The 11,093-nt window shown below is 64.7% G+C and carries 12 protein-coding genes; 6 read left to right on the top strand and 6 right to left on the bottom strand.

Annotated features, from left to right (window positions below; all coding sequences use genetic code 11):
- Positions 1 to 86: 86 nt before the first annotated feature.
- The 3 genes from ACREC7_RS13310 to ACREC7_RS13300 form a co-directional block, all read right to left on the bottom strand.
- Positions 87 to 842 carry a Bax inhibitor-1/YccA family protein gene (locus ACREC7_RS13310; protein WP_431556175.1) on the bottom strand — a complete coding sequence of 252 codons (756 nt, stop codon included), beginning with the start codon at positions 840 to 842 and terminating at the stop codon, positions 87 to 89.
- A 125-nt stretch (positions 843 to 967) separates the two neighbouring features.
- The gene (locus ACREC7_RS13305; protein WP_431556174.1) at positions 968 to 3,544 is read right to left on the bottom strand and encodes an ABC transporter permease; all 2,577 of its coding nucleotides are present in this window, start codon (positions 3,542 to 3,544) and stop codon (positions 968 to 970) included.
- Positions 3,541 to 4,263 (bottom strand): ABC transporter ATP-binding protein, encoded by a 723-nt coding sequence (locus ACREC7_RS13300; protein ID WP_431556173.1) that lies wholly within the window; start codon positions 4,261 to 4,263, stop codon positions 3,541 to 3,543. Before ACREC7_RS13300 ends, ACREC7_RS13305 begins: the two co-directional genes overlap by 4 nt.
- Positions 4,264 to 4,332: 69 nt before the next feature.
- Between ACREC7_RS13300 and ACREC7_RS13295 the strand changes: the two genes are divergently transcribed.
- On the top strand, positions 4,333 to 4,989 hold the full coding sequence (locus ACREC7_RS13295; protein ID WP_431556172.1) for an arylesterase: 657 nt from the start codon (positions 4,333 to 4,335) through the stop codon (positions 4,987 to 4,989).
- Positions 4,990 to 5,003: 14 nt separating this feature from the next.
- On the opposite strand, the gene ACREC7_RS13290 is transcribed toward ACREC7_RS13295, so the two are convergent.
- Positions 5,004 to 5,492 carry a DUF1772 domain-containing protein gene (locus ACREC7_RS13290; protein WP_431556171.1) on the bottom strand — a complete coding sequence of 163 codons (489 nt, stop codon included), beginning with the start codon at positions 5,490 to 5,492 and terminating at the stop codon, positions 5,004 to 5,006.
- A gap of 61 nt (positions 5,493 to 5,553) precedes the next feature.
- On the opposite strand from ACREC7_RS13290, the gene ACREC7_RS13285 reads away from it, so the two are divergent.
- The 4 genes from ACREC7_RS13285 to ACREC7_RS13270 are packed head-to-tail and all read left to right on the top strand — an operon-like array spanning position 5,554 to position 9,055.
- The gene (locus ACREC7_RS13285) at positions 5,554 to 6,171 is read left to right on the top strand and encodes a CDP-alcohol phosphatidyltransferase family protein (RefSeq protein WP_431556170.1); all 618 of its coding nucleotides are present in this window, start codon (positions 5,554 to 5,556) and stop codon (positions 6,169 to 6,171) included.
- Positions 6,168 to 7,115 (top strand): phosphatidate cytidylyltransferase, encoded by a 948-nt coding sequence (locus ACREC7_RS13280; protein ID WP_431556169.1) that lies wholly within the window; start codon positions 6,168 to 6,170, stop codon positions 7,113 to 7,115. Before ACREC7_RS13285 ends, ACREC7_RS13280 begins: the two co-directional genes overlap by 4 nt.
- 11 nt (positions 7,116 to 7,126) lie before the next feature.
- Positions 7,127 to 7,768, top strand: a complete 642-nt coding sequence (locus ACREC7_RS13275) for a lysophospholipid acyltransferase family protein (protein ID WP_431556168.1) — start codon at positions 7,127 to 7,129, stop codon at positions 7,766 to 7,768.
- Positions 7,769 to 7,822: 54 nt separating this feature from the next.
- Positions 7,823 to 9,055 (top strand): glycoside hydrolase domain-containing protein, encoded by a 1,233-nt coding sequence (locus ACREC7_RS13270; RefSeq protein WP_431556167.1) that lies wholly within the window; start codon positions 7,823 to 7,825, stop codon positions 9,053 to 9,055.
- Positions 9,056 to 9,104: 49 nt separating this feature from the next.
- Here the strand turns inward: ACREC7_RS13270 and ACREC7_RS13265 are convergent, their stop codons facing one another.
- On the bottom strand, positions 9,105 to 9,386 hold the full coding sequence (locus ACREC7_RS13265) for a DUF427 domain-containing protein (RefSeq protein ID WP_431556166.1): 282 nt from the start codon (positions 9,384 to 9,386) through the stop codon (positions 9,105 to 9,107).
- Positions 9,387 to 9,399: 13 nt separating this feature from the next.
- Entirely contained in the window at positions 9,400 to 9,942 is a 543-nt protein-coding gene (locus ACREC7_RS13260; RefSeq protein ID WP_431556165.1) for a hypothetical protein, read from the bottom strand.
- Between the two features lie 189 nt (positions 9,943 to 10,131).
- On the opposite strand from ACREC7_RS13260, the gene ACREC7_RS13255 reads away from it, so the two are divergent.
- Positions 10,132 to 11,093 (top strand): caspase family protein (locus tag ACREC7_RS13255; protein WP_431556164.1); only part of this gene is annotated, 962 nt, incomplete at its 3' end.

The raw sequence follows: 11,093 nt of genomic DNA, 5'->3' as shown, positions 1-11,093 counted from the left end.
CCTCCCCGTCAAGGGGAGGTATGAAAGACAAAAGAAAAGGCCCCGGCCAAAGCCGGGGCCCTGACTTAGTGCCCGTTGGCTCGAGCTTAGCGGCGATTGCCGAACAGCTGCAGCAGCATCATGAACAGGTTGATGAAGTCGAGATAGAGCCTGAGAGCTCCCATCACCGCCTTGCGGCCGGAGATCGTCCCGTCGTCGTTGACGGAATACATCTCCTTGATCTGCTGGGTGTCATAGGCGGTGAGCCCGGCGAAGATCAAGACGCCGATCACCGAGATGGCGAATTGCAGCGCTGTTGAGGCCAGGAACAGATTGACCAGCATCGCAATGATGATGCCGATCAGGCCCATGAACAGGAACGAGCCCCAGGCCGACAGATCCCGGTTGGTGGTGTAGCCGTAAAGGCTGAGCGCGCCGAACGAGGCGGCGGTGATGAAGAACACCTGTGCGATGCTCGCATGCGCGTAAACGAGGAAAATCGACGCGATCGACAGGCCCATGAGCGCGGAGAACACCCAGAAGGAGATCTGGGCGGTGCCAAGGCTCATGGAGTTGATGCGCGCCGAGAGGAAAAACACCATGCCGAGCGGGGCGAAGATCACCACCCATTTGAAGGCGCTGGCGAAGATGAGATTGCCGAAGGGGGTGAGCTGGAGGCCTGCCCCGCTATCCACCACGGCAAACATATAGGTCAGATAGGCGACGACGCCGGTGATGGCGACGCCCGACGCCATGTAGTTGTAGACGCGCAGCATATAGGCGCGGAGCCCCTGGTCGATCACGCCCGTTTCGGCGCGGCCGGCAGTCGTTCCTTGCGCGTATCGTCTGTCCAATTCGGCCATTGCTGGTCCTTTCACCCGTGTTGTTCGAGTCGCTCAAATCCAGACACTTTGAAGCAAGATATGGGTGGTCCGCTAGGCCGGCGCAAGTGAGCGAAAGCTCCTGTCACGCAACATTCGCAGAGCCCCTATTCGCCGCGCAAATAGGGTGCGGCCTTGGCCGAAAGCACCCTCCAGGTGGCGATGGCGCCCACCCCAAGAACCAGCGCAAGCGCCAGCAGCAGGGCCTCGGCGGCGGCGCGCCCGGAAAACACGAACGTCACCTCGAAGGCCCATTTGCACAGCGCCCAGGCGGTGATCGTGCCCGCGACAAGGGCGAAGGCGGCGACCGCCGCGCCGAGAAGCCCGAACTCGAGAAGCTCGGCGCGCACGATGCGCCCGCGCGTGGCGCCGAGCGTCTTGTAGAGCACGGCCTGGTATTTGCGCCGCTGCTGGGTCGCGGCCACGGCGCCGGTGAGCACCAGAGCGCCGATCAGAAGCGTGACGCCCGCGGTCATGCCGATCGCCGTCATCACCTTCTGCAGCAGATCCTTTGCCGCCTCGACGATATCGCCGACCTTTATGGCCGTGACCAGCGGGAAGCGGTCGGCAAGCGCCTGAACGAGCTTCGCCTCGCGCGCTTGGTCGGTGCCTTTCGGATATTCGAGCGTGACCAGAACGCGGTGGGGCGCGGCGGCAAGCGTGTTCGGCGAGAACACCATGACGAAGTTGATGGCAAGCGACTCCCAGTCGATCTTGCGGAAATTGGCGATCTTGGCCTCGACGTTGCGCCCGAGCACATTGACGGTGATGCTGTCGCCGATCTTCAGCCCGAGGCCCGGGCCTGAATCGGCGTCGAAGGAGACGAGCGGCGGGCCGGAGTAGCCGGGCTCCCACCAGCTTCCTTGCGTGATGGTCGAGCCTTGCGGAAGCGTATCGGCGTAAGTCAGCCCGCGGTCGCTCGCGAGCACCCAGCGGCTGTCGGGAGCGGCCTCGACCTTTTCCACCGGCACGCCGTTGACGGCGACGATGCGGCCGCGCAGCATCGGCGCGTCGGCGAGCTTGGCATCTGGCTCGACGGCCTTCGCCGTGGCGCGGAAGTCGGCGAGATTTAGAGCGTCGACGTCGAGAAAGTAATAAGACGGGGCCTCGATCTGAATGTTGTCCTCGAACTCGGCCATGAGCGAGCGGTCGATGAGGGCGATGGCGACGAGGAAGCCGAGGCCGAGCCCGAGCGAGATGGCGACCTGGCGGGCGATCGAACCGGGGCCGGCGATGCTCGCGAGCGCAAGCGCGAGAGACGGGGGCTTGGTGCGGCGGAACCGTGCGGCAAGTTTCTGCAGCAGCCAGCCGAAGCCGAGCAGCAAGAGAAATCCGGCTACGATGCCGGCGACGATCGAGGCGGTGATGGTGCGCTCCTCGGAGGCCGCGATGGCGAGCGCGAACAGCGCGAGCCCGCTCGCTGCTGCCGTTACGAGAAAGCCAAGCGGCGGCCGTTCCTGTTCGTCGGTGAGGTGCGAGCGCATCAGCACCGCCGGCGGCACGACGGATGCGCGCCCCAAAGGCAGAAGCACGAACAGCAGCATGGTGAGGAGGCCTGCACCGGCGGCGGTCAGAAGCGATGCCGGATGCGGCTCGACGGCAAGCGCAATGGGCAAGGCATCGCCATAAGTCGCCGACAGCAGAGCAGGGGTGAGCGCACCGAGCACGAGCCCAAGAGCGATACCGATTCCGGCGAGCATCAGCGCCTGGATGAGATAGACGGCAAGCACGAGGCGGCTCGGGGCTCCCAAGGTCTTGAAGGTGGCGATCACCTGCCGCTTCTTCGCCATGTAGCTGCCGATGGCATTGGCGACGCCGATGCCGCCGAGCAGCAGCGCGCCGAGACCGACCAGGCTGATGAATTGGGTGAAGCGCTTGACCTCGCGGCGGATCGAGGGCGCTGGATCGGTCCAGTCGGTGATGGCGAAGCCGCTCTCGGGGAACTTGGCCTCGATGGTGAACCGTGCGGTGTTGAGCTCCATCCGGTCGTTGCCACGCTCTCCGGGAAGCTTCAAGCGATAGATCCAGCGGATCAGGCTCCCAGGCTGGATGAGCCCGGTGCGGGTAAGCGTGTCGAGCGACATCAGCACGCGCGGGCCATAGGCGAGGCGATCGGCAAGCCGGTCAGGCTGGGTGCCGAGAATGCCGCCGATGGTCACGGTGGTATCGCCGATCGAGACGGTGCTGCCGATCCCAACATTGAGGCGCTCGAGCAGCGATCTCTCGGCCACGATGACGCCGGCTTTCCGCCAGATCGGGCCAGCGCCGGGGGGCTCGGTGACGACGACCTGGCCATAGAGCGGGTAGGCGCCGTCGGCGGCTTTCACTTCGACGAGCGCACTCTTGCCTCCGGGAATCCGCGCCATGGCGCGCAAGCTCGCCGATTCGGTCACCTGCCCCAGATCGTCGAGCCCGGCCCGCTCCTCCTCGCCCGCCCGCCGGTGCACGCGCTCGAAGGAGAGATCGCCGCCGACGAGCAGCCGACCCTGGCGGGCAAGGGCCGCATCGAAAGAGGCGCCGAGCGAGCCGATGGCGGCAACGGCCATGACGCCGAGCGCGATGCACAGCACGAAGACGGTGAGGCCGCCGGCGCCGGCGCGGAGCTCGCGCAGCGCGATGGCGAAAGCGAGCTTCAGGCTGACACCCCGTACCGGAGAGGGCGCGGCGAGACCGGCGGCGGTCACGACGCTGCGGCCCGGCGTTTGGCGCCGGCACTCGTCACCCGGCCGTCGGCAAGGCTGACGATGCGGTCGCAGCGCTTGGTGAGCGCCCGGTCATGGGTGATGAGCATGAGCGTGGCGCCGGTCCGCTCCTTGAGCGTGAACAGAAGGTCCATGATTTCGGCGCCGGTGGTCTCGTCGAGATTGCCGGTCGGCTCGTCGGCGAGAATGAGCGAGGGCTTGGGCGCGAGCGCTCGGGCCATGGCGACCCGCTGCTGCTCGCCGCCGGAGAGTTGCCCCGGGAAATGCGTCTCGCGGTGCGAGAGCCCGACCTCGGCGAGCGCTAAGCGCGCGGCGTCGAACGCGTCGTCGCGGTCGAGGAACTCGAGCGGCAGCGCAACGTTCTCGATCGCCGTCATGGTAGGCACGAGGTGGAAGGATTGAAACACGATGCCGATATTGGCGGCGCGCAGCCGTGCGAGATCGTCCTCATTGAGCGCGCTGAAATCGGCGCCGAGAACGGTGACGCGGCCTTCGGTGGCACGTTCGAGCCCGGCGATGACCATGAGCAGCGTCGATTTGCCGGAGCCGGATCGGCCAACCACGGCAAACGATTCGCCCGCCGCCACGTTCATGTCCAATCCGCGCAATATGGCAACGGGGCCGGCGCGGGAGGGAAGCGTGACATGCACGTCTTCGAGCCTGATGGCGGAGGTCGAGGATGGTTTCAGAGTTTGATCCATGGAACGGGTCGCGCTGCTCCTGACATGGCACGGCAGGCTGTAATAAAGAAGAGCAAAGAGGTCCAAAAGATGAAGCGAGGCGCAGTTGCCACCGCCGTTGTTGCCGCAGGAATGCTGCTTGCCGCGTCGGGGTTGCATGCAAATCAGGCGGCTTCGCGCGAGCCGGTGATCGTCGCCTTCGGCGACAGTTTGACCGCGGGGCTGGGCTTGCCGGAAAAGGATTCCTTCCCGGCCCAGCTCGAGCGGGCACTGCGCGCTCGCGGGCAAGAGGTCAAGGTCGTCAATGCCGGCGTTTCGGGTGACACGGCTGCGGCGGGATTGGCGAGGCTCGATTGGGCCATGCCCGACGATGCCAGCGCCGTGATCGTCGAGCTCGGCGCCAACGATGCCTTGCAGGGGCTCGATCCGGCGGCGACCAAGGCGACGCTGGAGAAGATCGTCACCGCGCTGAAAGCGCGCGGGCTGCCCATCCTGCTCGCCGGCATGGAGGCGCCGCGCAATCTCGGCAAGGAGTATGTCGACCAGTTCAGGGCGCTCTATGCCGACCTCGCCGCGCGCTACGACCTCATCCTTTATCCCTTCTTCCTCGACGGCGTGGCCCTCGACGACAAATACACGCTGGGCGATGGGCTTCATCCCAATGCCGAAGGCGTGGCACGCATCGTCGACGGCATCCTACCAAAGGTCGAGGAGCTGCTGGCGCGCGTCCCGGCGGCCAAAGGTTAGCTGCGCAGGGGCCGTCAACCCCACTGCTGGGCTGTCGCCACAATGAAGCACGAAGTCGCGGCCAGCGACGCCACAGTGCGCGCATGGTTCCAGGCCGTCCACGCCGAGAGGTAGTGTGTCCACACCGCGCTGCCCTCTTCGCTGTCAGGCTTGACGGCGGCGAGCCTGTTGTTGAGCGGCACGTTGCACACGAGCGTCACCAGGAAGGTGCCGACGAAATAAAGCAGGCTGCCCGCGAGCAGATATGCGGATCCCGGTTCCGACCAGCGCAGAAGCGCGGCGATGTCGAGCACGAGCGAGAGGATGGCGGTGCCGAAGAAGATCCCGAGGAAGATCGGATTGAGCACTACGACGTTGATGGTCTGCATGGCGGCGATGCCCGCCGGCGCAGGCTGGCGCTCGAGCGCCCACATCACAGTCGCCGAGAAGGCGAGGAAGAATCCCGCGATCAGCCCTGAGCCGAGCGCGGCAACAAACGTCAAGATTGGGAGAATGGAGCCCATGGCTCATCCATAGCAAAAGCTCTAGAACGGTGCACTTTCTGCCGACGGCGGGGCCAGCGCAGTGCCAACGATCTACGATCTCAAGCCGCGGTTTCAGGCGCGCTTGCGTCTCCTGGCTGACGGCCTGGCAAAGGCTGGCGTCACCGCCAATGGCGTGACGCTGGCGGCGCTTGGCTTGAGCCTTGCCCATGGCGCTTGGCTCGCGCTCGCTCCGGACTCGCGCTGGCCGTTCCTGCTCCTGCCGGTGACCTTGTTCTTGCGCATGGCGCTCAACGCCATCGACGGCATGATGGCTCGGGAGCACGGCATGAAGAGCCCGGAAGGCGCAGTCCTGAACGAGCTTGGCGACGTCATCTCCGACGCCGCCCTCTATCTTCCCTTCGCGCTTGTCGCCGGCATCAACGCCACGCTCGTTGTGCTGGTGGCGATCGCGGCGATCATCGCCGAGATGGCCGGGGCGCTCGGGCCTCTGCTCGGCGGGATGAGGCGCTATGACGGACCGCTCGGCAAGAGCGACCGCGCCGTCGCCTTTGGGTTGCTCGCTTTGCTCCTCGGAGCCGGCATAGCGCCTGGGCGCTGGAGCACGGCCTATCTCGCGGTCCTGCTCGCGCTCGCAGCGCTGACCATCGTCAATCGGGCGCGCAGCATCGTCGCTCAAGCCAAGGCGTCGGCACCGTGACCACGATCTTCGGCATCCCGGCCAACGTCGTCTACGCCACGGCCGGCGTCTATGCGGTCCTGATCGTCGCGAGCATCATCGTCTTCCTGCTCTCGCGCCGCGGCGAGTCTGGCCGCTACCGCGAGCTCGAGGACCGCGTGCGCTCCTGGTGGTGGATGATCGGCGCCTTCACGCTCGCCATGCTTTCCAATCGCACCGTGGCCATCGTCTTCCTCGCCTTCATCTCCTATCTCGCGCTGAAAGAATATCTCTCGCTGATCCCGACGCGGCGCATCGACCGCAGCGTGCTGCTGTTCGCCTATCTCGCCATCCCCATGCAGTTCTATTGGGCGGCGACCGACTGGTACGGCATGTTCATCGTCTTCGTGCCGGTGTGGACGTTCCTGTTCTTCCCGGCGCTGATGGCACTCCGCGGCGAGACGCAAGGCTTCCTGCGCGCCGTCGGCACGCTGAGCTGGGGCCTGATGATGACCGTGTTCACCTTGAGCCACATGGCCATGCTGCTCGTCTCGGGCGACGCGGTGAACCCCATCGCCGGCGGCCTCGGGCTCCTGTTCTTTCTCGTGTTGCTCACCCAGTTCAACGACGTGGGGCAATACATTTGGGGCAAGCTCACCGGCCGACACAAAGTGACGCCGACGGTGAGCCCGAAAAAGACCTGGGAGGGGCTGATCGGCGGCATCGCCAGCACGACGCTACTCGCCGCGCTGATCGGGCCTTACCTCACGCCTATGGACATGCGCTGGTCGGCGTTCGCCGGGCTCGTCATCGGCATCTCGGGCTTCCTCGGCGACATCACCATGTCGGCGATGAAGCGCGACCTCGGCGTGAAGGATACCGGCGGTCTGATCCCCGGCCATGGCGGCATTCTCGACCGCGTCGACAGCCTCACTTATGCCGCGCCGGTGTTCGCGCATTTCTTCCGCTATTTCTTCTTCCCGTGAGCGGCGGCGCCATGACCAAGCTCCTCCGCCTCCTGTTCTTCGCCGTCGTGGTGCGGGCGATCGTCCTTGTCGCGCTCGGTCTCACGGTGCGGCATCGCGAGAGGCTGCCGAAGAAAGGCCCGGCGGTGCTTGCCGCCAATCACAACTCGCACCTCGATACGTTGGCGCTGATGTCGCTCCTGCCTTTGCGCCTTCTCGATACGGTTCACCCCGTGGCGGCGGCGGATTATTTCGCCAAGCCCGGCGGCATGGGCTGGTTTGCCAAGACCATCATCGGCATCATTCCGGTTGCGCGCGGCAGCGGCAAGCAAGGCGTCAATCCGTTGGCAGCTTGCGAAGAGGCGCTCGACCGCGGCGACATTCTCATCATCTTTCCCGAAGGGTCGCGCGGCGAGCCCGAGGCGCTTGTGTCCTTCAAGAAGGGGATTGGCCATCTGGCCAAGGCGCGCCCCAAAGTGCCGGTGATTCCGATCTTCATGCACGGGCTCGGCAAGGCGTTGCCAAAGGGCTCGGCGCTGTTCGTGCCGTTCAACTCGATTGTGAGCGTCGACGAGCCGCTCTACGGCCGGGAGTCCTATGACGCCTTCGTCGCCGAGCTCGAAGCACGCCTCACTGCGCTCGCGGCGCAAGAGAAGTTACCCGCGTGGGAGTAGGACGCCGGCGTGCCCAAACTTGACCTAAATGTGCAAATTGTAGAGCGTCGAACCATGGATGATCGCTCGCTCACAGCCATGGCGGCAGCGTTTCTGTCGATGCTTGCGGCGTCAATGTCGCACGCGGCCGAGTCCGACTCCGGTCGGATCGCGATCATCGACGCGTCGGTAAACACCAAGCCATACCTGCAGACGCTCAAAGATGCCGGAGTCAAAGTCATAGGCCGCTATTACGGCCGCTGCCGGCAGTGGTCGGGCAAGCGGATCATCGATGGTGGCAGGGCCGGCGAGGAAGGCTCCGAGGTCGATGCTATGCTCGACGCCGGTTTCGCGATCCTTTCCATCTATCAGTATCTTAGCAACAGCAAATACAAATTTGACGGCAGATGGTTCAACAGCGGAACCAACCAGATTGAGACCCTGAAGAACGCGGCCTGCACCGCGACTGCCAAACCACACCACACGGCGGTGCAAGAGGCCGAATTGGATGCAAAGGCCGCGATCGAACAGGCGGCGCTGGTGGGACAGCCAAAAGGAACCGCGATCTATTTCGGCGTCGATTTCAACTTCGACAAGAGCGACGCTGCCACCAAGGGCAAGATGCTCGCCTATTTCAAGACGGTGAGCGGCATCGTCAAGAAAGCCGAATATTTGCTCGGCGCCTATGGCAGCGGCGATGCGCTGGCGGTTCTCAAAGAGCAGAGCCCGCAGCTCGTCGACTTCTTCTGGCTCTCAGCGTCACGCAGCTACGCAGGCAGCACTGGCTTCCACAATTCCGATGCGTGGCACCTCTTCCAGAATTGGACCGACACCGAATGGTTTTCCAGGATGGTGAACGGCAGATGCTCGGCGGGCCTCGCGCTCGATACCGATATCCAGAACAAGGCCTTCGCCGACGACTATGTCGGATTCTGGAGTCGCGACGGGGAATACAAGGTGCCGGCGGAGCGGACCATAGCCGTCTATGACCAGCGCCGGTTCGCTTGCAACGGCGATGCCTTGATACGGTCGGCCGCGAGCTCGTCCGACCTCATTGGCGTGCAACGCTGCGGCCGGCAATATTTGCGATGCGAACCGAGCCTCCGGAGAGGCCTGGTGCCGCAGATCTGCTTTGGAAACACCGTTCGCGTCGGCGAGACGGAAGGTACGTTTGCCCGTATCGACTATGACGATGACGGTGCCTTTGACGGCTGGACGTCCGTCACCAATTTGACGCCTTCGTTCTCCGTCAAGCCTGCCTATATTTTCGACCAGGCGGCGCGAAGGGCGGCCGTCTGTCCTCCTTAGACAAAGCTATTTGGCGGGTTTGACGAGGATTCGCGTTGCCGAAAGGTCCTCAGCCGACCTCGACCTCGTCCCAGAAGCCGAAGCGGTTTGCCACATGGCCTATCGAGGGACGCGGCGCCTCGTAGATCCAGGCGGCGCGGGCGTGGCGCGTCCCGTCGATCACCACGTCGTAGAACTGGACGCCATGCGGGCAGGCGCGGTCGGACTCGGTCTTCGGCGCTTTCTCCAGCCACTCCATGCGCACCACCCCGATGGGGAAGTAGTGATAGCCGCCGTGCTCGACGATGTCGTCGCTCTCGGCGATGACGCGATCCTTCAGCCTTGCTTTCATAGTGACAAGCCTCCTACTGGCCCCAGGAGACGTTGGTGCAGCGGACGCCCTTGGTCTTGGCCGACGAGATCTTGCCGGTGTCGAGCGCAATCTCCCAGGCGCGCCGCACCTCGGTCCACCATTCCTTGCTCTCTGGCCCCTTCGCCTCTCCGATGAAGCGAAGCATCTCGTCCTTGCCTTGCACGCAGGAGATGGTGAACTCGACGCCGGCTTGCGGCGGCGGCACGATCAGCGCGTCAGCCACCTCGTAATTTGCCGGCGTGTCTTTCGATTCCTTGGCGAGCTGGCGGCTGGTGAGCACGAGATAGGTCCCATCCTCGCGCTGATATTGGTGGATGAAGATGGGCGCGGCGATGAGGCCGCCGCCGAGATCGGACCAGCCTTCGATGTCGAGATCGCCGTCATAATTCTTGCCAACGAAGCTCGCGGCGAAGGCCACGTCGGCGTTTTCCTCCTCGCTCGGAGCCTTCGGCTCGGTCCGCGCCAACGCCGGGACAAGCACCATGGCCGCGCCAAGCAGGGCGACGGGAGCGAGGCGGCAAAGTCTGGCGTGCATGGCGGCATCCACCGAAAAGCGCCGGGATTTAGCGGTCGCGGCAATCTCAAGTCTATTCACAATCATGGCAAAAGCGGAACCGGGCGTGACCCATGCCCTTCGCGCCGGCCGCCGCGGGTGCTAAGTTTCCTCACCCCAAGCGGGCTTGCCGAGGGCTCAGCTTGCGAGAACGGAAAGGCGATAACCGCCATGTTTCGAATCGTTGCCGCAGCTCTCATCCTCCTCGGCTTGGCCTGGTCGCCCGCGGCGGCTGACGCCAAGCGCGTAGCGCTCGTCATCGGCATGAGCGAGTACCAGCATCTTTCGAGCCTCCCCAACCCCGTGCCTGACGCCAAGGCCATCGCCGCGGTGTTCAGGAGCCACGGCTTCGAGGTGTCGGAATATTACAATCTCGACCGTGCCGGTATGCTCGATGCGCTGGAGAAATTCGAACGGGACGCGACGGGCGCCGAAGTCGCACTCGTCTACTACGCCGGCCACGGCATGGCGGTCCAAGGCAAGAACCTGATCGCGCCGACGGATATGGAGATCGCCTGCGAAGACAAGACGACGATCCGTTCGGTCGACCTTCAGCAGCTGTATAAGGCGGCCGGGCCGGCGCCGCAGCAGATCGTGATGCTCGACGCCTGCCGCAACGATCCGTTTCCGCAATGCCCGACGCGCGGCGCCGGTCAAGGCAGCGGCTTTCGCGGCCTCTCTCTGCTTGGCGAGGCTGACCGCACGGTGGTCACCGCCAATGCCACGGGGTCGGGCCAGCTCGCAGCCGACGGCGACCCAGGCGCACATTCGCCTTTCGCCACCGCGCTACTGCGAAATTTCAGCGAGAATCCACGCCTCTTTTTCGGCGACCTGCTGAACAAGACCGCCACCGACGTGAAACTCGCCACCCGCACGCAAACCCCCGAGGTCAGCTTTCAGGGCGGCTCACCGAAGGTCTGCCTCGATGTCGAGGGTTGCGGCCTGGCCGGCCCGGCGTTGCCACCCGATGCCGTGCTCACCGATCCCGCGACCGTCGCCGAGGCTCGCTCCGCGTTGCAACAGCTCGGCTTCATCGCCAACACGAGCAGGGGCGGAGACAACGACGTCATCGAGGACGCCATCAAGCGCTTTCAGACCAAGGCCGGGTTGACCCCCGACGGTCCGTTCGGAGA

The sequence above is a fragment of the Methyloceanibacter sp. genome (genome assembly GCF_050728395.1).
Classification (GTDB): Bacteria; Pseudomonadota; Alphaproteobacteria; order Rhizobiales; family Methyloligellaceae; genus Methyloceanibacter.
This window is presented reverse-complemented; position numbering and strand designations above follow the sequence as displayed.